At 71.8% G+C, this 26,628-nt stretch carries 22 protein-coding genes; 10 read left to right on the forward strand and 12 right to left on the reverse strand.

What is annotated here, in order from left to right; translation table 11 throughout:
- Window positions 1-121: 121 nt before the first annotated feature.
- Genes SALPAC3_RS0112095 through SALPAC3_RS0112105 form a run of 3 tightly spaced genes read right to left on the reverse strand, consistent with a single transcriptional unit; the run spans window position 122 to window position 3,462 of the window.
- A complete protein-coding gene (locus SALPAC3_RS0112095; protein WP_018221496.1) occupies window positions 122-1,624 on the reverse strand; it encodes a pyridoxal phosphate-dependent decarboxylase family protein in 1,503 nt (500 codons plus the stop codon).
- Entirely contained in the window at window positions 1,621-3,114 is a 1,494-nt protein-coding gene (locus SALPAC3_RS0112100; RefSeq protein ID WP_026185489.1) for an MFS transporter, read from the reverse strand. The genes SALPAC3_RS0112095 and SALPAC3_RS0112100 overlap by 4 nt, the downstream gene beginning before the upstream one ends.
- A gap of 42 nt (window positions 3,115-3,156) precedes the next feature.
- On the reverse strand, window positions 3,157-3,462 hold the full coding sequence (locus SALPAC3_RS0112105) for an MGMT family protein (protein WP_018218192.1): 306 nt from the start codon (window positions 3,460-3,462) through the stop codon (window positions 3,157-3,159).
- Window positions 3,463-3,475: 13 nt separating this feature from the next.
- Between SALPAC3_RS0112105 and proB the strand changes: the two genes are divergently transcribed.
- Together proB and SALPAC3_RS0112115 are read left to right on the forward strand one after the other, a co-directional pair.
- Window positions 3,476-4,633, forward strand: a complete 1,158-nt coding sequence (gene proB / locus SALPAC3_RS0112110) for a glutamate 5-kinase (protein ID WP_050563693.1) — start codon at window positions 3,476-3,478, stop codon at window positions 4,631-4,633.
- A gap of 61 nt (window positions 4,634-4,694) precedes the next feature.
- Window positions 4,695-5,936 (forward strand): glutamate-5-semialdehyde dehydrogenase, encoded by a 1,242-nt coding sequence (locus tag SALPAC3_RS0112115; RefSeq protein WP_018221499.1) that lies wholly within the window; start codon window positions 4,695-4,697, stop codon window positions 5,934-5,936.
- Between the two features lie 76 nt (window positions 5,937-6,012).
- Here SALPAC3_RS0112115 and SALPAC3_RS0112120 read toward each other — a convergent pair whose 3' ends face one another.
- The 3 genes from SALPAC3_RS0112120 to SALPAC3_RS0112130 all read right to left on the reverse strand — a co-directional run bounded on the left by SALPAC3_RS0112120 (window position 6,013) and on the right by SALPAC3_RS0112130 (window position 10,103).
- Entirely contained in the window at window positions 6,013-6,843 is an 831-nt protein-coding gene (locus SALPAC3_RS0112120; RefSeq protein WP_018221500.1) for a prenyltransferase/squalene oxidase repeat-containing protein, read from the reverse strand.
- Window positions 6,844-6,966: 123 nt separating this feature from the next.
- Window positions 6,967-8,217, reverse strand: a complete 1,251-nt coding sequence (moeZ, locus tag SALPAC3_RS0112125; RefSeq protein ID WP_018221501.1) for an adenylyltransferase/sulfurtransferase MoeZ — start codon at window positions 8,215-8,217, stop codon at window positions 6,967-6,969.
- A 77-nt stretch (window positions 8,218-8,294) separates the two neighbouring features.
- Window positions 8,295-10,103 (reverse strand): hypothetical protein, encoded by a 1,809-nt coding sequence (locus SALPAC3_RS0112130; RefSeq protein WP_050563694.1) that lies wholly within the window; start codon window positions 10,101-10,103, stop codon window positions 8,295-8,297.
- 469 nt (window positions 10,104-10,572) lie between these two features.
- Here SALPAC3_RS0112130 and SALPAC3_RS0112135 point away from each other — a divergent pair, with 469 nt between their 5' ends.
- From SALPAC3_RS0112135 to SALPAC3_RS0112155, 5 genes are all read left to right on the forward strand, one after another.
- Window positions 10,573-11,232 (forward strand): TetR/AcrR family transcriptional regulator, encoded by a 660-nt coding sequence (locus tag SALPAC3_RS0112135; protein ID WP_018221502.1) that lies wholly within the window; start codon window positions 10,573-10,575, stop codon window positions 11,230-11,232.
- Between the two features lie 64 nt (window positions 11,233-11,296).
- Window positions 11,297-11,524 carry a DUF3107 domain-containing protein gene (locus SALPAC3_RS0112140; protein WP_018221503.1) on the forward strand — a complete coding sequence of 76 codons (228 nt, stop codon included), beginning with the start codon at window positions 11,297-11,299 and terminating at the stop codon, window positions 11,522-11,524.
- 604 nt (window positions 11,525-12,128) lie between these two features.
- Window positions 12,129-13,817, forward strand: a complete 1,689-nt coding sequence (locus SALPAC3_RS0112145) for a DEAD/DEAH box helicase (RefSeq protein WP_018221504.1) — start codon at window positions 12,129-12,131, stop codon at window positions 13,815-13,817.
- Window positions 13,818-13,918: 101 nt separating this feature from the next.
- Window positions 13,919-15,121 (forward strand): class I SAM-dependent methyltransferase, encoded by a 1,203-nt coding sequence (locus SALPAC3_RS0112150; RefSeq protein WP_018221505.1) that lies wholly within the window; start codon window positions 13,919-13,921, stop codon window positions 15,119-15,121.
- 124 nt (window positions 15,122-15,245) lie between these two features.
- A complete protein-coding gene (locus tag SALPAC3_RS0112155) occupies window positions 15,246-15,659 on the forward strand; it encodes a helix-turn-helix domain-containing protein (RefSeq protein ID WP_018221506.1) in 414 nt (137 codons plus the stop codon).
- A 4-nt stretch (window positions 15,660-15,663) separates the two neighbouring features.
- On the opposite strand, the gene SALPAC3_RS0112160 is transcribed toward SALPAC3_RS0112155, so the two are convergent.
- A complete protein-coding gene (locus SALPAC3_RS0112160) occupies window positions 15,664-17,820 on the reverse strand; it encodes a DEAD/DEAH box helicase (protein WP_018221507.1) in 2,157 nt (718 codons plus the stop codon).
- A gap of 104 nt (window positions 17,821-17,924) precedes the next feature.
- Here SALPAC3_RS0112160 and SALPAC3_RS0112165 point away from each other — a divergent pair, with 104 nt between their 5' ends.
- Window positions 17,925-18,776, forward strand: a complete 852-nt coding sequence (locus tag SALPAC3_RS0112165) for a hypothetical protein (RefSeq protein WP_018221508.1) — start codon at window positions 17,925-17,927, stop codon at window positions 18,774-18,776.
- Window positions 18,777-18,803: 27 nt separating this feature from the next.
- Here SALPAC3_RS0112165 and SALPAC3_RS0112170 read toward each other — a convergent pair whose 3' ends face one another.
- The gene (locus SALPAC3_RS0112170; protein ID WP_018221509.1) at window positions 18,804-19,550 is read right to left on the reverse strand and encodes an SDR family NAD(P)-dependent oxidoreductase; all 747 of its coding nucleotides are present in this window, start codon (window positions 19,548-19,550) and stop codon (window positions 18,804-18,806) included.
- A 180-nt stretch (window positions 19,551-19,730) separates the two neighbouring features.
- Between SALPAC3_RS0112170 and SALPAC3_RS0112180 the strand changes: the two genes are divergently transcribed.
- Window positions 19,731-21,065: a TrkH family potassium uptake protein gene (locus SALPAC3_RS0112180; RefSeq protein ID WP_018221510.1), complete on the forward strand. Its 1,335-nt coding sequence runs from the start codon at window positions 19,731-19,733 to the stop codon at window positions 21,063-21,065.
- Window positions 21,055-21,723 (forward strand): potassium channel family protein, encoded by a 669-nt coding sequence (locus SALPAC3_RS0112185; RefSeq protein WP_026185491.1) that lies wholly within the window; start codon window positions 21,055-21,057, stop codon window positions 21,721-21,723. Before SALPAC3_RS0112180 ends, SALPAC3_RS0112185 begins: the two co-directional genes overlap by 11 nt.
- Before the next feature lie 28 nt (window positions 21,724-21,751).
- Here the strand turns inward: SALPAC3_RS0112185 and SALPAC3_RS0112190 are convergent, their stop codons facing one another.
- The 4 genes from SALPAC3_RS0112190 to SALPAC3_RS0112205 form a co-directional block, all read right to left on the reverse strand.
- Window positions 21,752-23,305: a fused MFS/spermidine synthase gene (locus SALPAC3_RS0112190; protein ID WP_018221512.1), complete on the reverse strand. Its 1,554-nt coding sequence runs from the start codon at window positions 23,303-23,305 to the stop codon at window positions 21,752-21,754.
- 36 nt (window positions 23,306-23,341) lie between these two features.
- On the reverse strand, window positions 23,342-24,352 hold the full coding sequence (locus SALPAC3_RS0112195; RefSeq protein WP_018221513.1) for a coiled-coil domain-containing protein: 1,011 nt from the start codon (window positions 24,350-24,352) through the stop codon (window positions 23,342-23,344).
- Window positions 24,353-24,570: 218 nt separating this feature from the next.
- Window positions 24,571-25,383: an inositol monophosphatase family protein gene (locus SALPAC3_RS0112200; RefSeq protein ID WP_018221514.1), complete on the reverse strand. Its 813-nt coding sequence runs from the start codon at window positions 25,381-25,383 to the stop codon at window positions 24,571-24,573.
- A 193-nt stretch (window positions 25,384-25,576) separates the two neighbouring features.
- Entirely contained in the window at window positions 25,577-26,347 is a 771-nt protein-coding gene (locus tag SALPAC3_RS0112205; RefSeq protein WP_018221515.1) for a hypothetical protein, read from the reverse strand.
- Window positions 26,348-26,628: the final 281 nt, after the last annotated feature.

A 26,628-nucleotide genomic window follows, 5' to 3' on the forward strand; every position in this document is an offset into this window, starting at 1 on the left:
CGACAGTCAACCACAGCGCCCGCGGCGGCGCCCGGCGCAACCGGGCCGGCGTCGACACCCGGTTGCGCCGGCAGCCGGCTGCGCCGGCAGCCGGCTGCGCCGCTCGGGGGCGTCCCCGCCGTCAGTCGTGGGACCAGGTGGGTCGTTGCAGCAGGCCGACGAACTCCATGAGCAGGCGCTCCTGCAACGCCGCCGGCACCGCTTCGAGCAGGGTGTTCACCACGGCCATCCGGTCGGGCACCGGCTCAGCCGACCCGGCGTCCGCCGTCTCGCCCAGGCCGAGACCGAGCCCGCCGGCCAGGCCGGCGACCAGGTCCGGGGTCAGCCCTTCCGGAGTCAGTGATCGGGCGAGGGCGAGCAGTTCCGCCGGAAGCGTGACCGGCCCGGCCGCCCGGGTCGCCGCGACGGCGTCGGCCAGGTCAACACCGAACTTCGCCACCGCCGGTGCCACCGACGCGGTCACCGTCAGGTGCACGGTGCGCGGCAGGCCGGCGTAGGCGAGCTGCGGTTGGGTGTGCCAACCCCGCGCGGCCAACTCGTCTACCAGCACGAAGAGGTCCAGCTCCGGATCGGTCGCGGTGAAGCAGATCACGGTCGACTCGGGCTCGGCCACGAGCCGCAGCCCGCCCGCAGCCCGGACGACGTCGGCCAGCTCCCGCACCGCGTCCCGGGTCGCCGCCGCCAGCCGTAGGTAGCCGTCCTCGCCCAGGTGCCGCAGGGTCGCGTAGGCGGCGGCGATCGGCCCGCCGGAGCGGGTGGAGGCGATCACCGGGTTGATCATCGTGTAGCCGGGCCAGTCGGCGTGCACGAAGTACTGCGGCTTGCGCAGCTCCGGGTCCCGGTGCAGCAGGATCGACACGCCCTTCGGGGCGTATGCGTACTTGTGCAGGTCGACCGAGATCGAGGTGACCCCGGGTACGGCGAAGTCGAACGCCGGCACCGGTTCGCCGAGGCGGCGGAGCCAGGGCAGGGCCCAGCCACCGAAGCAGGCGTCCACGTGGCAGCGCACCCCGGCGTCGGCGGCGACCGCCGCGATCTCGGTGACCGGGTCGATGACCCCGTGGGCGTATCCCGGGGCGGAGGCGACGACCAGCACGGTTTCGGGGCGGATCGCGGCGGCGATGGCGGCCGGGTCGGGACGCAGGGTCTCCGCCGACACCGGCACCATGTCCACGGCCACCCGCAGGTAGTGGCCGGCTTTGGCGAACGCGGCGTGGGCGGTGACCGGCATCACGATCCGCGGTTCGGTGATCTCGGGGTGGGCGTCCCGGGCCGCCTTCACCGCCAGGATCAGCGATTCGGTGCCCCCGCCGGTGACCGAGCCCACCACGTCCGGCGCAGCGGTGCCGGGCCCGCCCCCGAGTAGCTGGGCGGCGGCACCGACCAACGCGTTCTCCATCGCGAGCAGGGACGGGAAGGCGGTCGGGTCGAGGCCGTTGACGTGGGCGCTCTCCGCGTGCGCGGCGGCGGTCAGCTCATCCAGCCCGGGAACCGCCGGGTCGTAGACGTACGCGAACAGCCGCCCGCCGTGGGTGGGCCGGTCCCCGCTGCGCAGTGCCCGGATTCCGGCCAGAACGCGCTCCGCCGGCAGTCCGTGGGCGGGCAGCCCCGCTTCGTCGCTCATTCAGTGGTGCCCTTTCCGTGGGTGTCGGCGACCGTGGTCGCCGCCGAAGGTCCGGATTCGCGAGAAGGTAGCTCCTCCGTGACGACATCGAGATCAGCGGGGGTGAGGGAGTAGGGGCGCAGCAGCAGGGTGGCGGCACCGACCATGATGGCGGGGAGGACGGTGAAGCCGAGGAGGATGCCGAGCCGGGCGGAATCCGGCTGGGTCGCGGCGGCTCCGGTGTCCGACGGGAGGTAGCCGGAGAGCTGGAGCACCAGCCCGAAGATGCCCGGCCCCAGCGCCAACCCGAAGGTCTCCCCGGCGGTCCACACCCCGGTGAAGACGCCCGCCTGCCGCCGGCCGGTGCGAACCTCGTCGTAGGCGATGCAGTCGGGCAACATGGCGAGGGCGAAGACCTGCTGGCCGGCGTACCCGACGCCGACCAACGCGACCAGCAGGTAGATCCCGACGGCGGGGAGCACCTCGGCGGTGACCAGGGCCAGCGCACCGGCGGCGAAGAGGAGCGCGGCGGTGACCAGCCCGGTGCGCTTGCCGAACCGCTGCCCGACCCGGCTCCACAGCGGCATGACCAACAGCGCCGGCCCGACGAAGCAGGCGAACAGGACGGTGGGCCCGCTCTCCGGGTTGCGCAGGATCTGGGTGGCGAAGTAGTTCACCCCGGCCAGGATCGTCGCCACCCCGGCGGACTGGATCACGAAGCAGACCAGGAGCACCCGGAACGGCCGGTTACGGCCGGCGGTCGCGAGTTGGACCCGCAACGACGGCTCGCTCTCCTGCACGATGCCGACCGGCGCGGACCGGGTGCCCACGAACGCCCCGACCGCGCCCAGCAGGATCAGGCCGGCGACGAAGAGCCCCATCCAGCGGTGCCCGGCGATACCGCCGCCGCCCGCGTCCCGCACCAGCGGCGCCACCGCGCCGGAGACCAGGATGGCCAGCGCCAGCACCGCGATCCGCCAGGTCATCAACCGGGTGCGCTCGGTGTAGCCGGTGGTCAGCTCGGCCGGCATCGCCACGTACGGAACCTGGAAGAAGGCGAACGCGGTCGCGGTGGCCAGGAAGGCCAACGCCACGTAGCCGCCGGCCGCCGCCCCGGCGCCGAACGGCGCTGCGAAGATCGCGGCGAAGCAGCCGGCGAGCGCGATCCCGGCGCCGAGGAGGTACGGGCGGCGGGCCCCCCACCGGGAGCGGGTGCGGTCGGAGATCCGGCCGGCGACCGGGTTGACCAGCACGTCCCACGCCTTCGGCAGCAGCACGAGCAGGGCGGCGATTCCCGCCGTCACGCCCAGCGTGTCGGTCAGGTAGGGCAGCAGCAGCAGCCCGGGCACGGTGCCGAAGGCCCCGGTGGCCAGCGACCCGGTGGCGTAGCCCAGGTGCACCCGGCGGGGCAGCGCCTCACCGCCGGGGAGACCGGCAGGGTGGCCGACCGGCGCCGGGCGGGCGGTGGAGCCAGCAGCAGGTGGACCGGTTCCAGCCGGCGGCGCGTCCATGGCGCCGAATATTACTCACAAGTATGGCGACGGTCACATCCCCTACTCCGGCGACCAGCCCGCCGCCCGCAGGTCAACCCGGTCGCCGCGCAGCGGTGTCCCCTCGGCGAGCAGCCGGGCTCGGGCCGAGAGCTCATGCCCGGGCGGCAGCCGGCCGGCCGAGTTCACCACGCGATGCCAGGGCACACCCCCACCGTGGCGCGCCAGGATCGACCCGACCAGCCGGGGCGACGCCCGCCCCGAACGTTCGGCGAGCGCGTCGGCCACCGCCCCGTACGACATCGCCCGGCCGGGCGGGATGCGCTCGACCAGTTCCAGCACCGCCTCGACGTACTCCTCGGGTTCCACGAAGCGCCACGATATGGGAACCCGGCCGGGGGTTGACCGACCGACATCGCAGAATGGGCGGGTGCGTGACAAGGTGACGGCGGCTCGGCGGGTGGTCGTCAAGATCGGTTCTTCCTCGTTGACCACGGCCGTCGGCGGCCTGGATGACGGGCGGGTGGACGCGCTCGTGGACACCCTCGGCGCGCTCGCCGCCGAGGGCCGGGAGGTCGTGCTGGTCTCCTCCGGCGCGATCGCCGCGGGGCTGGCCCCACTGGGGCTGACCCGCCGTCCCCGGGACCTGGCCACCCAGCAGGCCGCCGCCAGCGTCGGCCAGGGGCTGCTGATCCGCCGGTACGCCGCCGCCTTCGCCCGGCACCGGCGCACCGTCGGTCAGGTCCTGCTCACCGTGGACGACCTGACCCGACGGGCGCACTACCGCAACGCGTACCGGACCCTGCGCAAGCTACTCGACCTGGGCGCGGTGCCGATCGTCAACGAGAACGACACGGTCGCCACCGAGGAGATCCGGTTCGGCGACAACGATCGGCTCGCCGCCCTGGTGGCTGCTCTGGTCGACGCCGATCTGCTCCTGCTGCTCTCGGATGTGGACGCGCTCTGGACCGGCGATCCGGCCCGCCCCGGATCGACCCGGATCGCCGAGGTCCACGACGAGGGGGACCTGTCCGGGGTGGCGATCGGCGGCGCCGGCCGGGCCGGGGTCGGCACCGGAGGCATGGTGACCAAGGTGGAGGCAGCCCGGATCGCCACCGGCTTCGGCATCCCGGTGGTCCTGACCTCCGCCGACCAGGCGGCCGCGGCGCTGGACGGCAAACCGGTCGGCACGCTCTTCCACCCCGGGCAACGCCGGCCGGCCGCCCGGCTGTTCTGGCTGGCGCACGCCACCGCACCGCGCGGCCGGCTGCAGTTGGACCCGGGCGCGGTCGCGGCCGTCGTCAACCGACGCAAGTCGCTGCTACCCGCGGGGATCACCGCGGTACGGGGGGCCTTCACCGCGGGCGATCCGGTTGACCTGGTTGACGCCGACGGGGTGCCGGTGGCCCGCGGGCTGGTCAACTACGACGCGGTGGAGTTGCCCGGCCTGCTCGGACGCTCCACCGCTGAGCTCGCCACGGCCCTCGGCCCCGGCTACGAACGGGAGGTCGTCCACTGCGACGACCTGGTGCTGTTGTAAGGCTGGGCGCCGGCCAAGGCCGGCCCGGCACGAGTCCGTCCCCAGATCCCAAGGAGTGCAGATGAGCGTGGTCGAGCAGGCACGACGAGCCCGGACGGCAGCGGCCGAGTTGGCCGTCGCCACCCGGGCTGGCAAGGATGCCGCGCTGCACGCGATGGCCGACGCGCTGGTGGCGCGGACCGCCGAGATCCTGGCCGCCAACAACGCGGACCTCACCGCCGGACGTGCCGGCGGGCTGAGCACGGCCAGCTTGGACCGGCTCGCCCTCGACCCGCCGCGGGTGGCCGGCATCGCCGACGCGCTCCGCCAGATGGCCGCGCTCCCCGACCCGGTCGGCGAGGTGGTCCGGGGTTCGACCCTCCCCAACGGCCTACAGCTGCGGCAGCTTCGGGTGCCGTTCGGGGTGGTGGGGATCGTCTACGAGGCGCGACCGAACGTCACCGTCGACGCGGCCGGCATCTGTCTGAAATCCGGCAACGCGGTGCTGCTGCGGGGCTCCTCCTCCGCGGCCCGGTCGAACGCCGCGCTGGTCTCGGTGCTGCGGGACGCGGTCGCCGACACCGGCCTGCCAGCGGACTCGGTGCAGCTTCTCGACGCCACGACGCACGAGTCGGTGAAGGAGCTGATGCGCGCCCGGGGCCTGGTTGACGTCCTGATCCCGCGCGGCGGTGCGGCGCTGATCCGCACCGTTGTCGAGGAGTCAACCGTCCCGGTGATCGAGACCGGGGTGGGCAATTGTCACGTCTACGTTGATGCCGCCGCGGACGTGGCAAAGGCCGTCTCGATCGCCCTGAACTCGAAGACCCAGCGCCTCTCCACCTGCAACACGGCCGAGTCGCTGCTGGTGCACACCGCGGTCGCGGACGCCTTTCTGCCCCCGGCGCTGGCCGCGTTCGCCGCGGCCGGGGTGACCGTACACGGCTGCCCGCAGGTCGCTCGGTACTCGACCGCGGTGCTACCGGCCACCGACGAGGACTACGCCACCGAGTACCTGTCGGCGGATATCTCGGTCGCCGTCGTCGAGTCGCTGGACGCGGCGGTCGCCCACATCCAGCGGTACGGGACCGGCCACACCGAGGCGATCGTGACCGACTCCCAGTCGGCCGCCCGCGATTTCGTGGCCCGGGTTGACGCGGCGGCGGTGATGGTGAACGCCTCCACCCGGTTCACCGACGGCGGTGAGTTCGGCTTCGGTGCCGAGATCGGCATCTCCACCCAGAAGCTGCACGCCCGCGGGCCGATGGGGTTGCCGGAGCTGACCAGCACGAAGTACGTGGTCACCGGCGACGGTCAGCTACGCTGACCGTCGCCGGCCCGAGGCCGGTGTCCCGGCGGCGAAATCTGGACGGGGCAGCACCGAGGGCGCCCGAGCTGAGCGGTCAACGGCAGGCGCGGATCGCGGTCAACGTCGCGTGGACGTCGAACTGGTGCCCGTCCGCACTCTCCCAGCCCCCGTCGCTGCGCTGGGTCTCGGCGAGCCGGTGGCGGGCGCGCACCAGGACCCAGTCCTGTGGGTCCACGCCGACCCGGCGCAGCGTCGCGGCCAGCCAGGCGACGTTGGTCGGGTTCATGTCGCCGATCCGCTCGGCGAGCGCCACCTGGATCCGGGCGGACTCCTGGCACATCTCCTGCCGGAACAGCACCGCCGCACTCAGCCACCCGGCGGCGAGGAACGATGGCCAGATCCCGTCCGGGTTCAGGCGGGCCACGAGGGAGAGCGCGGCGCCGTGCACGACGCCCGCGTACGCCCCACCGACCCGAGCGTCCAACGGCCCGGCCGCCCGAGCGTCCAGGCCGGCGACGCTGAGCCAGAACGCCGCGCTCGCCGTCAGGTAGAAACCCGCCTCCGGGTCCCCCGGTCGGGCCCACTCGGGGGCGGTGTCGGCCAACGCGGCGTCCTCTTCCCAGCCCCCCTCCGGTAGTTGGCGCGCGGCGAGCCAGTCCAGCGCCCGCCGGGCCGCCGGCCGGCCGAGGGCACCGAGGTCGTCAAGCTCGCCGAGGCGAAAACAGGTCGCGTCAACGGAGGCGTTCTCCCCCTCGACGTATGCCGGCCAGCCGCCCGCCGGCAGTTGCCCGGCCTCGGCGACGGCGAGCACCTCCTCGGCGGGCGATGCACCCGTGCGCATTCGGGCAAGCCGGGCACGCTCCACCACGTCTCCCCGCGCCACCACGTAGCCGATCGCGGCCTCGATATCCACCACGGCGGTCACGCTACCTGGGCAGACGCGACGCGGCTCCAGGGCTTCGGCCACCCGCTGCCCCGCCCTCCGCCGCCCGGTGCTCGCCGCAACGTCGAGCACCGGGCGTTCCCACCCGGGCCACCTCCGGCCCGATCAGTACGCGGGCAACGACGGATCCACCTGCTTGATCCAGGAGAGGACTCCCCCCTGGAGGTGCACCGCGTCCCGGAAGCCAGCGGATTTCAGCGCGGCGAGCGCCTCCGCGGACCGGACGCCAGACTTGCAGTGCAGCACGATCTGCCGGTCCTGCGGGAGCTTGACCAGCGCCTGCCCGGAGATGATCTCCCCCTTGGGGATCAGCGTGGCGCCCGGAATCCGGACGATCTCGAACTCGGCCGGCTCCCGCACGTCAACCAGGAAGAGCTCCTTGCCGGCGTCCTGCCACGCCTTCAGCTCGGCCGCGGTGATCGTCGCGTCCGCCGCGGCCTCCTGCGCCTCGACCGACACCGCACCGCAGAAGTCCTCGTAGTCGGCCAGTAGGTCGGTGACCGTGGGATTCTCGCCGCAGAGCGCGCAGTTTGGGTCCTTCCAGACCTTGATCTTGCGGTAACTCATCTCCAGGGCGTCGTAGACCATGAGTCGACCGACCAACGGCTCACCGACACCGGCGAGGAGCTTGATCGCCTCGTTCACCTGAATCGAGCCGATCGACGCGCAGAGCACGCCGAGCACGCCGCCCTCCGCGCAGGAGGGCACCATGCCGGGCGGGGGCGGCTCCGGGTAGAGGCAGCGGTAGCAGGGGCCGTGCTCGGCCCAGAACACCGACGCCTGCCCGTCGAACCGGTAGATGGACCCCCACACGTACGGCTTGCCGAGCAGCACCGCCGCGTCGTTGACCAGGTACCGGGTGGCGAAGTTGTCGGTGCCGTCCACGATCAGGTCGTACTGGGCGAAGATCTCCCGAACGTTGTCCCGGTCCAACGCGGTGTTGTGGATCTTCACCTCGACCAGTGGGTTGATCTCACGGATGCTGGCGGAGGCGGACTCGGCCTTGGCCCGGCCGACATCGGAGACGCCGTGGATGATCTGACGTTGGAGGTTGGATTCGTCAACGGTGTCGAAGTCGACGATGCCGAGCGTGCCCACGCCGGCAGCGGCGAGGTACATCAGCGCCGGAGAACCGAGACCACCGGCACCCACACAGAGCACCCGTGCGTTCTTCAACCGCTTCTGCCCCTCGACCCCGACGTCCGGGATGATCAGGTGGCGCGAGTAGCGACGGATCTCGTCAACGGTTAGCTCGGCGGCGGGCTCGACGAGCGGGGGCAGCGACACGGTGAACTCCCCTTGGGTCGGCAGTGGCGAACCGCGCCATTGTCGCTCGCCGGGCCGGCCGGTGGCCATGAGCGGGGACACGTCGCCCGAACTGCGGGAACGGGAATAATCCGCCGGCCCGGGGACCGGCCGGCGGAGTGGGTGCGCTATCCGGCGTTCCCGGTGTCGGCGAGCAACGCCTCGAGGCGACGATTCACCGCGGCCAGGGTGGCCCGTACGACCGCTTGCCGGGGGTCGCCGGCGACCAGCGCGGAGCCGGCGAGCTGCTCGACCCAACCTTCGCAGACCAGCAACACCACGACCGTCGCGACCTCGCAGTTGCCCAGCGGCACCAAGGTGGCGTGCTCGACGAAGCAGCGCCCTCGGTCCGGCTGTGGCCCCGGCGCACGCAACAGCTGGTCCACCGCGGCGGCGGCGGCCGCCGCGCTGAGCCGCAGCATGTAGCCGTCCACCGCCGGCCCGGTCGCGTAGCCGGTGGCGGGTGACCCGGCGGTGAGCAGGCGGACCTCGACGGTCGCGTCGAGGCCGAAGGTGCTCACCTGCACGTGGTCGAGCACCACCCGAGGTCCGGGCCGACCACCCGTGTCGAGCGGGCGGGACGGGGCGAGCTCGGTCGCGCCGACCTGCCCCCCGCCGTACGACGTCTCGGCTGTCGCCGGGCCGTCGGCGGCCCCGCTGACCGGGGTGGCCGGCCGGTCCACGGTGGCGGGCCGGACCCGTTGCGGTCCGCCGGAGTGCCATCGGCGGCGCGGCGGTTCCGACCGGGCCGCATCCCGGCGCTCGTTCCGCGACGGCAGGCCAGCCCGTGCCGCCGGCCGGTCGTGGGTGGGCCCGTCCGGCTGCCGGTGGGCGGACGACACCACGTCGGCGGGCCCCTCGGGCATATTCTGCGGGGCGGCGGCGAGACCCATTCGTTCCTGGAGGAGCCGGGCGACGTGCCGACTCACCTCGGCCGGGTCGGCACCGTCGGCGAGCTCCAATCGAAGGCTGTGTGCGCCGGACTTGGTACGGCGCAACGCCGCGTCACGGACACCGGCCACCTCACGGACCGCACCGAGAATGACGTCCACGTCGAAGACCTCTGGACGTTCGCGCAGCCCAACGGGCTCGTCGGCGCGGCGGAGGTGGGTGGCGATCCGGGCGAGTTCCGGGGTCTGGGTGGGCGCCTCGGCAGCTGTCAGCTCCGACCCAACCGGCACATCCGGCTCAGCAGGGACACGCTGCGGCAACATCGCGGACGCCGCCGGCGGTCGGTCGACGTCGGCCGACGGCGCCGGCTCGGCCGCCTGCGCCGCGACCCAGGGCGCGGGGGCCTCCGGCGGCTGGTGCGCCGGCTCGGTGGTGGACTGATGCTTCGGCCGGCTCCCGGAGCGATGACCCGGCTCGGCCCGGACCGGCTCGTAGGCCCGCTGCGGCTCGGCCGCCCAGGCAGGACGCTGAGTGCTCGGTTGGCGATCCTCGTCCGCCTCGGTCGCGTCCGGGTCCGGACGAAATCGGCGCCCGGAGGACCCCCGCTGCTCCCCCGCCGCGTCCCGCGGAGTCCCACCCTGGAACCGCCGGCCGGCCGGCTCCGATTCGTCCCACCCATCCGGTTCCGCCCGAGCCCGGCGCCCCAGTGGCTCCGGTTCGTCCCATCCGTCCGGTTCCGCCCGAGCCCGGCGCCCCAGTGGCTCCAGTTCGTCCCATCCATCCGATTCCGCCCGAGCCCAGTGGCCGGGCGGCGGCGACTCGGTGCCAGGCTGTACGGGCCACCCGGCCCCCGAGATCGGGCCGGACCGGCCCTCCGGCAGCGGTGTGGGCTGGTCGACCACCGGCCGGGGGCCGGACTCGGCGGACGGGTCTGGCCGGTCGTCCCGGCCAACCTCGGATGACCGGCCTCCGGCCAGCGCGGGCGGCGGCTCAGTCGCGGGCACGGGCACCGTCGACCGACCTCCGCCCGCTTCCTGGGCTGGCACGCCGAAACGACCCGGCGGCGCGCTAACCGGACCGGGCCGGCTGGCCGGCAGCTCCGGCTCGGGGTGTCGATATGGGTGACCATTGGTCCGGTATCCGGTGCGGTGCGGCCAGGAACCGGCCTCGGCCGCGCCGGGCAGCGGAGCTGGCAGGTCGCCATGACGCGGAGAGGAGTCGGCCCAACCAGCAGGCGAGGCAGACCGGCGCCGGGGTGTGGTCGAATCCAGCGCCCAGCCTCCGGTGGGGGGAACCCACGGACCGTCAGAACGGGAGTGCGCCGGCTGTGGACCGGTCTCGTCACCGTGCTCTCCCGGGGTGGCGGCACCGGGTTGCTCTGCATCACTCACCGCGCGCTCCTTGGTCGCCCCCGCTGAGGCTACCGTGTGGTGACAGTGGCGATAAGTTACGGCGGCGGGCCAATTCCGGGACAGGCGGTAATCCTTGACCGGTTCGGGTGATATGCCAGCTCGTATGAAGAACTCGGAGGCTCCCATGACCGCTGTGGGGAACGGCACCCAGACCGCCGGCCGGCCCACCCGCCTGCCCCGTTCCGCCCGCCGTAGACAGCTGCTCGCTGCGGCGCAGGAGGTGTTCGTCGCACAGGGCTACCACGCAGCCGCGATGGACGACATCGCCGAACGCGCGGGGGTCTCCAAGCCGGTGCTGTACCAGCACTTCCCCGGCAAGATGGAGCTCTACCTGGCGCTACTTGACACCCACTGCGACACGTTCGTGGCCAAGGTGCAGGAAGCGATGCGCGGGACCCTCGACAACAAGGAGCGGGTGAGCGCCTCGGTCCGCGCGTACTTCGACTTCGTTGACCACGAGAGCGAGGCGTTCCGCCTGGTCTTCGAGTCCGACCTGCGCAACGACCCCGCGGTACGCCAGCGGGTCGAACGGGTCGAGCAGGGCTGCATCGCGGCGATCACCGACACGATCATCTCGGATACCGGTGTCAGCCGGGCCCGCGCCGAGTTGCTCGCGTCCGGCCTGGTCGGGGCGGCCGAGACGGCGGCACAGTTCTGGCTGGCCAGCGGGCGGCAGGTGGCCAAGGCGGAGGCGGAGGCGTTGGTCGCCGCGCTCTCCTGGCGAGGCATCGCGAGCTTTCCACTGCAAGGTGAGTCAGCCTGACCGCCGCCGCCGTGATCGGATAGCCTTCGCAAGGCGGCATTCTCGCCCCAGTGGAGGAGGCACAGTGGAGGTCAAGATCGGCGTGCAGTACGCGCCGCGCGAGCTGGTTCTGGAGAGCGCACAGTCGCCGGCCGAGATCGAGCGGATCGTGACCGACGCCATCGCCGGCGACGGCGGCACCCTCTCCCTCACCGACGAGAAGGGGCGACGGGTCATCGTCCCGGTCGACAAGGTCGCCTACGTCGAGATCGCCGAGGCGTCCGCCCGGGCAGTCGGGTTCACCGTTCGCTGACCAGAGTCCTGCCACGGCAGGTGCCGAGGCACTTGCCGTGGCGTACGTGTGCCCGGCCGGCGGCACGCGATGCCATACATCGCGCGCAGGGCGCTGGATAGCGGCGAGCCAGCCCTGGGAAACCCTCGATCCGCCCGGGGCCAGCGGGACGACTGGTGCCGCCTCGCCCAACCGTGGCCACCCTCGGCCGTGACCACCCCCACAGTCGTGACCATCCGGCAGTCGTGGCTACCCGGCAAGGGGCCTCGATCCACCCGAGGGCCGCTCGGTGCACGGCGGGCCGGCCACCTGCTGCTCGATGTCGGCTCGCCCCGGCCTTTCCCGGCTCCACCTGCCGGAATCTAAACAGCGCCGGGGAGGTTCAGGTAGAATAGAACAGTTGCCGTGGGCACCGACCGACGTTCGATCTCGATCTGGTCCAACAATCGATCTGGTCCAACGATCGATTAGTTCCCGTTTCGATCTGGTCGCAGCCGGCCCGCGGCGCGCGTGCGGCCCGGTCCGGCTCGGCGATTTCGCCACCCGACCGTGTGGCCCGCGCCACACCGTCCGCGCCTCGAGGACTCAACGGGGCGCACCCACGAGAGGGCACCCCCGAATCGAGATGAGCGAACTCACCCACAACCTCATGGACGGCACCGAACTCGCCGCCACCGCACCGGTACGCCCGGAAGCGCCCACCTTCGCCGAGTTGGGCGCCCGGCAAGAGACCGTTGACGCGCTGAAGGCCGCCGGGATCACCCGGGCCTTCGCCATCCAGGAGTACGCGCTGCCGATCGCGCTGCGCGGCGTCGACCTGATCGGCCAGGCCCCGACCGGCACCGGCAAGACCCTCGGCTTCGGCGTGCCGCTGCTGGAGCGGGTCTTCGCGCCCGCCGAGGGCGGCGACGGCACCCCACAGGCGCTGGTCGTCGTACCCACCCGCGAGCTGGGCATCCAGGTCGCCAAGGACCTCAAGGCCGCGGGCAGTACCCGTGGTGTCCGGGTGCTGCCGATCTACGGCGGGGTGGCGTACGAACCGCAGATCGAGGCGCTCCGCACGGGTGTGGAGATCCTGGTCGGCACCCCCGGCCGCCTGCTCGACCTGGCCAAGCAGAAGCAGCTGCAGCTGGACCGGGTCCGCGCGCTCGTCCTGGACGAGGCCGACCGGATGCTGGACCTGGGCTTCCTCGACGATGTCGAGAAGATCCTGGCGATGCTGCCGGAAGAGCGGCAGACGATGCTCTTCTCGGCCACGATGCCGGACCCGATCGTCGCACTGTCCCGGCGCTTCCTGCGCCGACCGATGACGATTCACGCCGGGCACACCGCCGAGACCGGCCCTTCACCGCAGACCCAACAGCTGGCCTACCGCACCCACTCCCTCAACAAGATCGAGATTGTGGCGCGGATCCTCCAGGCCAAGGGGCGCGGGCTGACCATGATCTTCACCCGGACCAAGCGTGCGGCCGACCGGGTCGCGGCGGATCTGGACTTCCGTGGCTTCGCCGTGGCTGCCGTCCATGGCGACCTCGGCCAGGGCGCCCGAGAGCGGGCACTGCGCGCCTTCCGCACCGGCAAGATCGACACCCTGGTCGCCACCGACGTGGCCGCCCGGGGCATTGATGTCAGCGGCGTTACGCACGTCCTCAACTACGACTGCCCGGAAGACCAGGACACGTACACCCACCGGATCGGCCGGACCGGCCGGGCGGGGGCGAGCGGCGTCGCGGTGACCTTCGTCGACTGGGACGACATGCCCCGCTGGCGAATCATCGACAAGACCCTCGGCCTGGAGATGCCGGAGCCGCCAGAGACCTACCACACCTCCCCGCATCTCTACGCCGAGCTGGACATCTCCCCAGAGGTCACCGGCACTCTGCCCACCGGCGCGCGAACCCGGGCCGGGCTCTCCGCCGAGGCCGAGGAGGACCTCGGCGGACGGTCCCGCCGCGGCGACGGTCGCGGAACCCGCCGGGGCACCGGCCGGGATCGCCGCCGGGGCCGCGGCGGCGACGCCGGTGCTGGCGCTGGTACCACCACCGAGCCGGGCGAGGCCGCGGAGCGCACCCCCCGCCGGCGGCGCCGCCGCCGGGACGGCGAGGTGGTCACCCCGGGCGAGCCCGCGGTGCCGGCCGCCGAGACCAGCGAAGCGGCCACCGCCGACTCGTCGGGCAGTGCGGCGCCGAAGCCACGACGTCGTCGGCGGCGCCGCGGCGGTGGCTCCGACACCAGCACGGCGGCCAAGACCAACACCGGCACGGCGGCCAAGACAACCAACACCGGCACGGTGGTCGAGCCAACCGCCGACTGAGCATGCCGCGCCACTGCCGACGTCCCTCGCTGACACCAGCGGGGGACGTCGCGCGCTCAGCCAACTGAGCGCCCACCCCGCCCACCCCGGAGGATGACACCATGCCGGAACCCCTGCCCGCCGCGCTCGCCGAAGTGCGGACCCTGCTGCTCGGCGCCGGGCTCAACCGGGCGGTGGCCGCCGGGCATCGCCGGGGGCTTCGCCCGTCGGTACACCGTGCGGAGCTACGGCCGGTCACCCTCAGGTCCGGACCCCGCCTGCAGGTCATCACCGCGAACGGGAGTGCGCCCCTTACCCGCAACCTCGCCCGAGGCGCGGAAGCGGAGGCGGCGGTGGACGCGTTGCTGGCCGAACCCTTCGGCAACTGGCACGTCGAAACCGCAACGACGACCCTGCAGCTCCGAGTCACAAAGTCCGGTGCGGCACAGGTTCACCGCACGGCGGCCCCGCCGGTAGCCGAGCCGGTCGGGCACGACCGGACGAAGGCCCACCTACTCGATCCCGGTGACCCGATCTTCACCGTGATCGGTGGGTCGGCGGCCAAGCGGCGGCAGGTGGACGCCTTTCTGCGCGCGCTCGCCGCGACGCTCCCGGACGGGCTCCGCGGCCCACTGCGCGTCGCCGATCTGGGCTGCGGAAACGCCTACCTGACCTTCGCCGCGTACCGCTGGTTGACCCAACAGGGCATCGATGTCCACCTGGTCGGCGTGGACATCCGCGAGGACCAGCGCCAACGCAACACCGAGCTGGCCCGGCGGCTGGGTTGGGCCGATCAGGTGCGTTTCGTGGCGGGAACGATCACCGACGCGGCCGTTGGGCCCGACCCCGATCTGGTGCTGGCCCTGCACGCCTGCGACACCGCCACCGACGAGGCGCTCGCGCGGGCGGTGCGGTGGGGGTCCCGCTGGGTGCTCGCGGCTCCCTGTTGCCATCACGACCTCGCCGCCCAGCTTCGCTCCGATCCCACTCCACCCCCGTACGAGCTGTTGACCCGGCAGGGCATCCTCCGCGAGCGCTTCGCCGACGTGCTCACCGACGCGGTCCGGGCCGGGCTGTTACGGCTGCACGGCTACCGGGCCGAGGTGATCGAGTTCGTCGACTCCCGCCACACGCCGCGCAACCTACTCATCCGAGCCCGCCACACCGGGGCGCCCCCGACTGGTGAGCACTGGTCGCAGTACCGGAACCTGGTCGACGGTTGGCGGGTCACGCCGCGGCTAGCGACCCTGCTCGGCGAGCCGGCTGGCGCGACGGCAACCAGTACGACCAGCCGCCAGGTACGCACCACCGACCCGACCGGCTGACTTCATCCACAGTGGCCAGTCCCCAACCGCGGCCGCCGTACTACCCTCGAACCACGCACCGTCGAGTGTCGATTCTCGATGACGCGAAGGCCGCACCAGGCCGAGGGGAGGAAGATCAGCTGGGATGGTTTCGGGAAAGGGAACCGCACAGGTAGCATTCGCCCGCTTCGTCCGGCGCGCCATCGACAATGCCCGCGCCGAGCGCGGCTGGACGGTGACCGACCTGGCGACCCAGACCGGGATCGGCCGTTCCACCGTCTTCCGCTGGCTCGCCGGTGACTGGCACGACTACCCCGAGTTGGCCAAGGTGCAGGGCTTCTGCGTCGCGCTCGGCCTACCCGTCGCCGCCGCCTTCCGCGCTCTCGGCCTGCCGGAGGCCGGCCCCACGCCTCGGTGCGACAACGACGGCCCCCTCGAGGCGGATATCCGGGCGATCCTTGAGCGCCTCGCCGACCCGGCGGTGTCGGTCGAGGAGAAACACCACATCCGGGACCTGCTTCGCTACCTGGCCCAGCGGCCGATCCACCAACCGGACTGAGCTGTCAACCGGCGACCGCCAGGGCGAGCGGAAGCACCTCGGGCGCTCCCGCCCGACGCAGCTCCCGGGCCACCATCGTCATGGTCCACCCCGAGTCGACGAAATCGTCAACGAGCAGCACCGGCCCGGCCAGTCCGGCCAGGGCACCGGTCAGCTCCGACGACAGGGTCACCGAGTCGTACAGGGCGCGTACCCGTTGGGCGCTGTTGCCGCGTGCGCCGCCCCCGGCGGCCACCGCGACGGTGCCGAGCAGTGGCATTCGCCCCACCGCGGCGATCCGCCCGGCGAGCGAGGCGACCAGTCGCGTGTGACGGGAGCCGACCGCGACCACCCCGACGGGGCGACGCGGCCAGGGGTCGGTCCCATGCGCCCATTCCCGGAGCACCTCCACCACGGCGGCGACCACGTCGTCGGGCGCCTCCACGTCGGCCGTGTCCGGCCCGACGAGTTCGCGCAACCGCCCGCCCCAGCCGAGGTCGGTCAGGCGCCCGACGGCCCGACCTGGCAGCGCCTGCTCCGGGAGGGCGATCCGCCCCCGGAGCGGGACATCCACCGCGGCCAGGCCGGTCGGCCAGAGCTTTTTGGGGGCGATCCCGACACCGGAGCGACCGAGGAAGGCCTCGGCCACCCGTAGGGTGTCCTCGGACAGCTCCGCGGCGAAGGTCGGTGCGGCACATCGATCGCATCGCCCACAGTCGGTTGCCCCCGCGTCGTCCAGGCACTCCCGCAGATAGCGAAGACGGCAGCCGGCGGTGGTCTTGTACTCCCGCATCGCCGCCTGCTCGGCGGTGCGGGCCGCGGCGACCCGACGCAACCGGGCCTCGTCGTAGGTCCAGGGTTCGCCGGTGGCGATCCAGCCACCGCGTACCCGGCGGACCGCACCGTCAACGTCCAGAACCTTGAGCATCAGCTCCAACCGGGTACGACGCAGGTCCACGATCGGCTCAAGCGCCGGCGTGGAGCGGGGACGGTCGGTGGACAGGGCGGCCAACACCGACCGCACCTGATCCTCTGGCGGGAAGGCCAGCGCGGCGAAGTATCGCCAGATCGCGGCGTCCTCGGCACCACCGGGCAGCAGCAGCACCTCGGCGTGGGCGACGGCGCGGCCGGCCCGGCCGACCTGCTGGTAGTACGCGATCGGCGACGGTGGCGCGCCGAGGTGTACCACGAACCCGAGGTCGGGCTTGTCGAAACCCATACCGAGCGCGCTCGTTGCCACCAGCGCCTTGATCTTGTTGTCGAGAAGATCCTGCTCGGCGGCGCGGCGATCCGCGTCGTCGGCCTGGCCGGTGTACGAGGCCACGGAGTAGCCCCGGGACCGGAGGAACTCGGCGGTCTCCGCCGCCGCGGCCACCGTCAGCGTGTAGATGATGCCAGAGCCGGGGAGTTCATCCAGGTGGTCGGCGAGCCAGGCCAGCCGGTGCGCCGGGCCGGGCAGGTCAACCACACCGAGTCGCAGTGACTCCCGGTCCAGGCTGCCCCGCAGCACCAGGGTCTCGGGCTGCGCATCGGGCCCAGACGCCGCACCGGGCCGGGACGCCGCACCGAGCTGCTCGGCGACATCCTGGGTGACCCGGGCGTTGGCGGTTGCCGTGGTGGCGAGCACCGGCGTACCGGCCGGCAGGTTACCGAGGAACGTACGCAGCCGGCGATAGTCGGGGCGGAAGTCGTGCCCCCAGTCGGAGACACAGTGTGCCTCGTCCACCACGAGCAGCCCGGTGGTGGCGGCCAGCTTCGGCAGTACGGCGTCCCGGAAGTCCGGGTTATTCAGCCGTTCCGGACTGATCAGGAGCACGTCCACCGCCCCCGCGTGGATCTCCCCGGTGATCTCGTCCCACTCGTCGAGGTTCGCGGAGTTGATGGTCCGGGCTCGGATCCCGGCCCGGGCGGCCGCGTCGACCTGGTTGCGCATCAACGCCAGCAACGGGGAGACGATCACCGTCGGTCCGTGCTCGCCGGCCGTCCGCAGCAACGCGGTGGCGACGAAGTAGACCGCCGACTTACCCCAACCGGTGCGCTGGACGCAGAGCACCCGCCGTCGGTCTACCACCAGCGCCTCAATCGCCCGCCACTGGTCCTCACGGAGCCGGGCGTGCGCTCCGGCCAACCGCTGCAGGACTGCCTCAGCCTGCTCGCGTACCGCCGTTCGATCCTGGCTCATCCGGCATTTCTACCAGTGCCCCCCGCGCTGGCCGGCGGCCGTCGGCCTACCCGGCTATGTGAGGATCGACTGTGGCAGTCCCCTCAGCTGGAGAGGCAGCACGCATGACGCGGCGAACCTGCGCCACCCCCCTGGCCCGGCGGGTCACCGTCGGCTCAGCCACCGTCCTGGCCGCCGGTGTTCTGCTGACCGGGTGCGGATTGGTTAGTAGCGAGCCGCCACCGCCCCCCACCCCGAAGGACGCCCTGCTCGCTGCGGTGCCGGGCGAGAAGACACCGGCGTTCCGCTTCTCCGGCGTAGACGCCGTCGGCAGGCGGATCACCGGGGCCGTCGACCCGACCGGCAAGGGGATGGAACTGAACATCGCCCCGGCCGACGCCGAGTCCGAGAACGAAGCCGAGGCCGAGTCCGAGTCCGAGTCCGAGTCCGAGAACAAGGCCGATTTCAGCCTGGCGATGTCCTTCCGGGTGGTTGACCAACGCTCCTGGTTGAGGGTGCACTTCGAGGACGCGGCCGAGCTGAACGAACTACTTGAGTTGCCGCGCCAGTGGATGGAGCTTGACCAGAGCAAGCTCTCGAACCCGCAGGTGTATGACAGCGCCGACATCGGCAACGCCGGCGTGATCATACGGGCGGCCGATGCGGTACAGCAGCAGGCCGATGGCGCGTACACCGGCACGGTCGACCTGACCGCTGGGCCGGAGATCGCCGAAGCGGTGGCTGAGGTGGATGTCGCCGCGTTGGGCGAACAGGCCACATCGATCCCGTTCACCGCGGTGGTCGGAAGCGACGGACACCTCGACACGCTGACGATGGAAATCCCCGCCGTTGACGAGCAGCCGGCCGCCGAGTTCCTGGTGCGTTACTACGACTACGGCATCGCCCCGGCGATCGCTTCCCCCACTGGCGACGCGACGCCGGCGCCGGATGTGGCGTACGAGATCCTGGGCGAGTGAGCGGACGGCGGCGAGGGTCCGCCGCCGTCACCGGCCCAGGACCGACCCGCCGTTGACGCCGAGGACCTGCCCGGTGACGTAGCCGGCGGACGGGCCGGCGAGGTAGCGGACCGCCGCGGCGATGTCGTCCGGGGTGCCGGCGCGCCCCACCAGCGTGTCCGCAACCCGCCGGGCGTGTCCCTCGGGGGTCATCCGGCCACCGAAGAACTCGGTGTCCGCGACGTACCCGGGGCTGACCACGTTGACGGTGATCTGCTCCGGCCCGAGCCGCACCGCCAAGTCGTACGCCCAGCCGTGCAGGGCGGCCTTCGCCGCCGAGTACGGCCCACCTCCGCCCCGCTGCGCCGCGATCGAGCTGACCAGAATCACCCGGCCACCGGGGCGGCGCAGCGCTGGCCGCAGCGCCTCGGTGAGCAGGACGGCGGTGAGAACGTTCGCCTCGAGATTGGCCCGCCACTGCTCGGCGATCCCGACCAGCGTTTCGGCCTCCCCACCGAGGTAGCCCCCGGCGTTGTTGACGACCGCGTCCACCGCTCGGCCTTCGACCGCCTCGACCACCCGGGGAACCTGCTGCGGGTCGGTCAGGTCCGCCACCACCGCCCGCACCGCACCGGGTCGGGCGAGATCCCAGGAGAGTCGAGCCGTGGTGGCCCGCAGCGTCTCCTCCCGCCGGCCCACGACGAGCACGTCGAAACCGTCCACGGCGAGCGCCTCCGCGGTGGCCGCGCCGATTCCGGTGCCGCCGCCACTGACCACGGCCAGCCGCTCGCCCATGCGCCATCCCCCTCCGAAGCCACCGTCGCTCAGGAGGTTAGCGGGGTACGCACCACGCCCGGGGGCCGCCGCCCACAGGTTGACCTGAACGCTCACAGAAAGTCGGCTTCTCGTCGCAGGTTGGCCTTCCTGACTGCCGTTTCCACCCCACTATCGACGGCGAAAAGTGAAGATTGTCGGGTGCAATGGCTGTTGCGGCGTCCCGTTCGGCTGGTGCCGATCGGGTTCGGCGCCACGGTCCTCATCGGCACCCTCACGCTGATGCTGCCGTGGGCGACCGGCCAGCAGCGGCACACGCCATTCGTCACCGCGCTCTTCACCTCGGCCTCCGCGGTCTCGGTGACCGGCCTGGCCGTGGTGGACACGCCGAACTACTGGAACGACTTCGGCCTGGCGGTGATCACCATCCTCACCCAGATCGGCGGCCTCGGCATCGTGACCGGCGCCACCCTGGTCGTCCTGGTGGTATCCCACCGCCTCGGGCTGCGTAACCGGCTACTCGTGCAGGCCGAGACCGCCCAGTTCGGCCTCGGCGACGTCCGCCGGCTGCTGTTTCGGATCGCCGCCATCTCACTGACCGTCGAAGCGATCATCACCGTCATCCTGACCCTGCGCCTGTGGGGTCGGTACGACTACCCCTTCGGCGAGGCGCTCTGGGTCGGCCTCTTCCACGCCGTACAGGCCTTCAACAACGGCGGCTTCACCCTCTACAGCGACGGGCTGATCGGGCTCTCCGGCGACGCCTGGCTCGTCCTGCCGATGGCGTTCGGGGCGCTGCTCGGCGGGCTCGGCTTCCCGGCCCTGTTCGAGGCCGTCCGTGGTCGGCGGCGCCCGGCGCACTGGTCGATCTCCACCAAGCTCACCATCTGGGGCGGCGTGACCCTGCTGGTCGTTGGCTTCCTCGCCCTCCTGGCCGCCGAGTGGTCCAACCCATTCACGCTGGGCATCTACCCGTGGCCGGAGAAGCTCCTCGCCGCGTTCGCCCAGAACGCGTTCTTTCGTACCGGCGGCTTCAACGTGATCAACATCGAGGCGCTCGGCGAGGAGGCCATCCCGGCGATCATCGCATTGATGTTCATTGGCGGCGGGAGCGCCAGCACCGCCGGCGGCATCAAGGTCAGCACCTTCTTCCTCCTCGCCTTCGTGATCTGGGCCGAACTGCGGGGTGAGCCGGATGTCACCATCCGCCACCGCCGGGTCGCCACGGCCAGCCAGCGGCAGGCGGTCACGGTTGCGTTGCTTGGCGTGGCCATCGTGGTCGTCGGCACGGTGACGTTGATCCTGCTGACCGAGGGGACGCCCCACCACGTGGCGCTCTTCGAGGTGACCTCGGCCTTCAGCACGGCGGGCCTCTCCCTGGGTATCGCCCCCGACCTGCCCGACAGTGGACAATATGTACTTATTGTCCTTATGTTTATCGGCCGGGTCGGGCCACTGACCCTGGGGTCGGCACTCGCGCTGAACACCCGACGACGGCTGTACCGCTACCCGGAGGAGCAACCCATTGTCGGCTAGGGCAGACAAACACAGCGGGGTCATCGTGGTGGGGCTCGGACGCTTCGGCTCCCAGGTCGCCGACACGCTCGTGCAACTCGACCATCCGGTCCTCGCCATCGACCATGATGCGGAGCGGGTGCAGCGGTGGGCCAACCGAATCGACCGGGTGGCACAGGCCGATGCCACCGAAGAGGGGGCCCTGCGACAGCTCGGCGCGGAGGACCTCGAACGCGCCGTGGTATCCATCGGCGCCTCGATGGAGGCGAGCATCCTGTCCGTCCTAGCCCTCGTCGACCTGGGGATACCGCAGATCTGGGCGCGGGCCCGCTCGCCGGAGCACGCGAAGATCCTCACCTCGGTCGGTGCGCACCACGTGATCTTCCCCGAGGCGGAGGCCGGCGAACGGCTGGCCCATCTCATCGTCAGCCGGATGCTGGACTTCATGGAGTTCGGCGACGACTTCGCGATCGCCAAGGTCCGCACCCCGGAGAGCCTCACCGGCCGCCGGCTGCACGAGCTGAACCCGGAGGACCGCCACGGAGTACGGGTGGTGGCGGCGAAACCGGCCGGGAATCGGTTCCAGGCGGCCACCGACGAGACCGTACTGGCCGCTGGCAGCATGCTGATCGTGGAGGGCAGCATCGAGCAGGTGCAGTCGTTCGCCGCGCTCAGCTGACCGCGGCGAGCCGGCCAGCCGGCGGGGATCACGCGGTCGCGAGTAGCTGGTCCACCGGGGCGTAGTCGTCGGTCAACACCAAGGCGTCGCCGACAAACTCCTGCAGCGCCGCGCCGTCCAACACGACCGCGCCCGGGTCAACCTCGTTCAGCCGCTCCCGGACCGCGGCCAGCGGCAACGGCGCGTCCGAGGCGACAATGACAAAGTTGGAGCCCTGCTCACCGGCGAGCGCGGCCGGCGGAGCGATCAGGGCCACCTGCCGGAACTCGGCCGCGACCGTGGCGACCTCACTGCGGATGAAGCGCAGGGGCGGATAGTCGATGACGTTCTGCACGTACCCGCCGCCGGGACGAATCACCCGACGGACCTCGGCGGCCATCTCCCGGGTGGTGAGGTGCCACGGCACCACCAGATGCCCGAACGCGTCCCCCACCACCAGATCCTGGCTCTCCGCCGCCTCCGCCGCGACCAACATCCGGGCGTCCCCCACCTCCGCGCGCAGCTCCGGCCCCTGCCGCACGCCGAGCTTCTCCTCGCCCAGCTCGACCAGCCCGCCGTCAATCTCGAAAACCACGTTCTCGGTGCCCGGACGGGTGGCGGTCAGATACCGCGGCACGGTGAAACCACCTCCGCCCAGGTGCAGCGCGTCCAGCCGACGACCCGCCGGGGCGATGACATCGGCGACCGCCCCGATCCACCGGGTGTACGCGAACTCCAGGTGGGTCGGGTCGGCCAGGTCCACGTACGAGTGCCGGGCCGAGTTGAGCAGCAGCGTGCGCCCGCTCGCCCGGCCCGGGTCGGTCTCGACGCGGGCGCAGTGGTAGGCCGTCTCGATGTCACACGGGTTCGGGGCGACCGTGGTCAGACCGGCGCCGAGCAGGCCGAGCACCGCCAGGCTGGCCGACACCCGGGCCGGGCCGGTCAGCTGCTCGCCCGCCGTCCGCCGGAGCCACCCGCCGAGGATCACCCCGCTCAGTCCCAGGGAGACCGCCAGGCCGAGCAGGATCACCGTGCTGGGCAGTGCGGCCACCAACACGAAGCCGGTGACCAGGGTGGCGGTGACCGCACCCAGGGTGCCGATCGAGGAGAGCCGGCCGACGACCTGGCCGGTACGGCGCAGGTCGGACAGCTGGAGTTTGACCACCATCGGGGTGACCGCCGACAGCAGCATCGCCGGCACGAAGACAGCCAGCGCGACGAGCAGCAGGATCGCGGAGGCCGCCCCGCCCCGCAGCACCTCCCCGGCGTACCGGACCGCCGGCAGGGTCACCGCGGTGGCGATACCGGCCAGCACCAGCGCCGGGGCCAACAGGGTACGCGGGTCCCGGCGGTCCGCCAGCCACCCGCCGGCCCACGCCCCGTACGCGATCGCGGCCAACGCGATGCCGATCACCGAGCTGGTCACCTGGAGGGTCACCCCGACGTACGGACCGACCAGGCGCAACGCGGCCGTCTCCAGCACCAGAACCGCGCCGCTGGAGAAGAAGACCAGAAACGCGGCCAGCCCCTTGGGCAGGGCTGGACCAGTCGCCGACCCGGGTCGGGCCGACCGGACGGGAGTCTGGGACGAGGCAGAGTTCACCCGCGCGATAGTACGCAGCGAGGCTGGCCGGCCGAGTCAGTACATCGAAACATGAACGTGATTGGTGTGATCAGCGGCGGGGCTCCCGCCGCCGCTATATGCTCGCCAACCGGTATTAGGCATCCATATTTGTCGATACCAGATGACGTACATCACGCCGAGTCGGCTCGCGTTGTTCTTCAGGTAGGTTGCCAGCTGGTCACCGTACGCCTTGTCGCCGCCGGTCGCCGTGACGTCCTCGAACCCACCAGGGGCGGCGGAGAAGTCACAGGCCTTCCCCTTCGGGTGCTCGCCACTGCCACCGCTGCGGTAACAGGAGACGTGCCGTTTGAAACCGTTCGCCTGCGACTGCTTGAGCATGTGTAGGGTGCGCGGAGAGATACAGCCTGAGGTGGTCGGGTCGTTGACCGAGCAGGACTCCGACGGCCAGGAGCCGTCCGAGTTTCGGGGCGCCGACGCGGCACTGGCCGAACCGCCACCGAACCCGGAGCCGCCACCCGAGCTGACCGCGGCAAGCGCCGCCTCCGCCTTCTTCTTGTTCTTGGCCAAGACGTCGAGCTGCTTCTCCTGCTCGCGGATCTCGGAGTCAATCGCGATCTTGGCGTTCTCCGCCGTCTCCCGGACCTCGGTCAGCTCGCGCACCCGACGGCCGTCCCGCCGGGCCATCACGTCCAGATTCATCGCCCGATTCAGGAACTCGTCGGGCGACGCGCTCTCCAACAATGTCGCCATCGGGCCGATTCGACCCAACCGGTACGACTGCGCGGCCACCTCGCCCACCTGGGCGGTCAGGTCCGTCAGCCGCACCTCGACCGCCTCCAGCTCCGTGGTCAGCTCCTTCTGCCGACGCTTGGAGTTCTTCAGCTCGGCGGTGGCGTCGATGTGCGCTTTGGCGGCGGCCGTCAGCGCAGCTCGCAACTTCTCGCTGCCGCCCTCATTGGGCTCGGCCTGAGCCGGCACGGCGCCGAGGAGCACCGCCACCGCCACCGCCGCCGCCACGAGGACAGTCAGCGGACGGGAACCCTCGCGGGGCAGAACTATGCGCACGGTGGATCCTTCCCGGCTGCCGTCAGCCCCCACGACCCGCTGGTCGGCGGTCCCACCGGCGCCGCACGGCGGCCAGCGGGCGGAGACCGTCGGCCACAATACCGGACCGAGCGCGGCTGTGAGGACCCCTCAAAATCGGCTGGCGCGATGCGGGCTGACGCTGGGTAGCGCATGTCATCACACACCGATCGGAGCGTGACGGCGGGTAGCGCACACCGTCACGATCCGCCGAAGAACGCCTCCTGGACCGCCGCCCAGACCCGCTCATCCGCCGCGACGAGCAGGCCCTGCCCCTCGACCCCGGGGTGGTAATCAGCTCCGTCGAAGCGCCGGGCGACCCCACCGGCGGCCCGGACCAGATGGGTGCCGGGTACGTGGTCCCAGGGCAGGGTGTGCCCGTAGAGCACGAACTGCTGCACCCCGAGGAGCAGATCCAGATACTCCCGCCCGGCGCAGTGCTGGCCGGGCAGGAGCTCGCCCAACCGGGCACCGGCCGCCTCCACCCGCGGACGCAGGGCCGCCGGCAGGTAGCGAGACATCGCCGCACCCCGTAGCCGGCCCAGGTCAGCCGGCGCTCCGGCCGTACGCACCGCACGGCCGTTCACGTACGCCCCCGCTCCGGGGCGGGTGGCAGCGAGTGTGCCGACCAATGGGTCGAACACCCACGCGGCGCTCGGTTCCCCGTCGATCAGCAGGGCCACCATCAACACGAACGGCGGGCGACCGGCAGCGAAGTTACTGGTGCCGTCGATCGGGTCCACCAGCCACACCGGACCAGCCCGGTCCAGGTGCCGTAGCAGCTCCGGGTCCTCGGCGACGGCCTCCTCGCCGACCACCACCGAGTCGGGCCGCAGCCGGCGCAGCCCCGCCGAGATCAGCTCCTCCGCCCGCCGGTCGGCGACGGTAACGAGGTCACCGGGGGCCTTCTCCTCGATATCGGCTTCGTCCAGCCGGCGGAACAGAGGCAGCACAACCTGGTCGGCCGCCGTACGCAGGAGCGTGCCGACCTCGTCGAACAGGTTCTCAGTCACGGGACGGACGTCGCTTCTCGACCGCCTCCCGGGCCACCCTTCCTCATGTCCCCGTTCTACCGCCTCCCAGTGCGCGCCGGGCTCATCCGGGAAATCCACGTTGACCGACGGCGGCAGCCGGGCCGGGAGCACCGGCGCCTTTCCTGCCGTGGTCGAGGGGTTCGGCCGGACGGACCGAACCGCCAAGTCGCTGTCACTCGCGATAGTAAAAGTCAGCGGCCTCAACGGAACGTGCGGGCGCGTTGATCTCCAACGGCTCCCCATGATCACTCATCGTGGTGGTCATCGTCACCTTCGGGCCGTCGCCGGGGGTCAGCTCCACCTCGATCGAGGTAACCCAGCCCTGGTCGTCAGTGGTGATCGTGAAGGGCGACGGGGGCATGGCGATCGAGACGATGCTCGGGGCACCCACGGGGAGGAACGACTTGATGCCTCTGCCACTGGGCTCGAACCGGCCGGTGTAGGTGTGGGTGCCGGTGCGCTGCGCCGAGACGATCGACGAGGTGAACGCCGTCATTCCGGTCGGGTCGGCCCAGTCGAAGCCCACGAATAGATCGTCCGGCTCCACCCGCTTCAGATCGACGTGCACCCACTCCTCGTCGTCGGACGGCCGCTGGTAACTGTCGGTGCCAACGACGACCCGGCTCCCCCCCGACGGGTGTTCCCCGCCGGTGACCGAGATCGTGGCCCGGAAGCGCTGCTGATCCAGGTCGAGGGCACCGCTGCCCTCCACGCTTCGCCCTTCGGGCAGGCTGCCGCGCACCGCATACCGGTGGGCAGCCTCCTGAGACCGCTGCAGCGCCGCGACCAACTCGCCGCGGACATCCGGTGTTGGAGACGGAGCGACGGTGTCCGCCGGGGCCGGACTCTCGGTACGCGTGGGCTCCGTCGCCCGAGTGCAACCGGCAGCAAGGAGCAGGCCACCGGTCAGACCCAGCGCGAGCAGTGCGCCGCTCAGTTTCATCGTGACTCCCCCGTGGATTACGCGTCGGACGAGCGCACGATAGCGGACCCCCCGGGGCGGATCGACTCAGTTGTTCCGTCACTACTTCCACCAGCGGTTTCGCGCATCCGCCCTAAAGTCGCTGGCGGGCGTTCCGGCGCCCACGACCACAGCGCAACCACCGGGTCAGGCACCAGCACGATCGATGCTTGAACGCCATTGTCGGTTTCTTCGGCGGGCAAACCCTGAGGGCCCAGAAAAGCTCAAGCCCCGGCCTTGACGCGCCGGGGCTTAAGCGTTTG

Origin of the sequence: Salinispora pacifica DSM 45544 (genome assembly GCF_000378845.1) — a bacterium.
In the GTDB taxonomy this organism is placed as follows: domain Bacteria; phylum Actinomycetota; class Actinomycetes; order Mycobacteriales; family Micromonosporaceae; genus Micromonospora; species Micromonospora pacifica.

Coding starts and splice junctions, on each gene's coding strand:
- proB (WP_050563693.1), top strand. CDS start 3,476: ATGGGAACCCGGCCGGGGGTTGACCGACCGACATCGCAGAATGGGCGG.
- SALPAC3_RS0112095 (WP_018221496.1), bottom strand. CDS start 1,624: ATGAGCGACGAAGCGGGGCTGCCCGCCCACGGACTGCCGGCGGAGCGC.
- SALPAC3_RS0112115 (WP_018221499.1), top strand. CDS start 4,695: ATGAGCGTGGTCGAGCAGGCACGACGAGCCCGGACGGCAGCGGCCGAG.
- SALPAC3_RS0112205 (WP_018221515.1), bottom strand. CDS start 26,347: ATGAAACTGAGCGGCGCACTGCTCGCGCTGGGTCTGACCGGTGGCCTG.
- SALPAC3_RS0112160 (WP_018221507.1), bottom strand. CDS start 17,820: ATGAGCCAGGATCGAACGGCGGTACGCGAGCAGGCTGAGGCAGTCCTG.
- SALPAC3_RS0112145 (WP_018221504.1), top strand. CDS start 12,129: ATGAGCGAACTCACCCACAACCTCATGGACGGCACCGAACTCGCCGCC.
- SALPAC3_RS0112165 (WP_018221508.1), top strand. CDS start 17,925: ATGACGCGGCGAACCTGCGCCACCCCCCTGGCCCGGCGGGTCACCGTC.
- SALPAC3_RS0112135 (WP_018221502.1), top strand. CDS start 10,573: ATGAAGAACTCGGAGGCTCCCATGACCGCTGTGGGGAACGGCACCCAG.
- moeZ (WP_018221501.1), bottom strand. CDS start 8,217: ATGGCCACCGGCCGGCCCGGCGAGCGACAATGGCGCGGTTCGCCACTG.
- SALPAC3_RS0112170 (WP_018221509.1), bottom strand. CDS start 19,550: ATGGGCGAGCGGCTGGCCGTGGTCAGTGGCGGCGGCACCGGAATCGGC.
- SALPAC3_RS0112150 (WP_018221505.1), top strand. CDS start 13,919: ATGCCGGAACCCCTGCCCGCCGCGCTCGCCGAAGTGCGGACCCTGCTG.
- SALPAC3_RS0112155 (WP_018221506.1), top strand. CDS start 15,246: ATGGTTTCGGGAAAGGGAACCGCACAGGTAGCATTCGCCCGCTTCGTC.
- SALPAC3_RS0112100 (WP_026185489.1), bottom strand. CDS start 3,114: ATGGACGCGCCGCCGGCTGGAACCGGTCCACCTGCTGCTGGCTCCACC.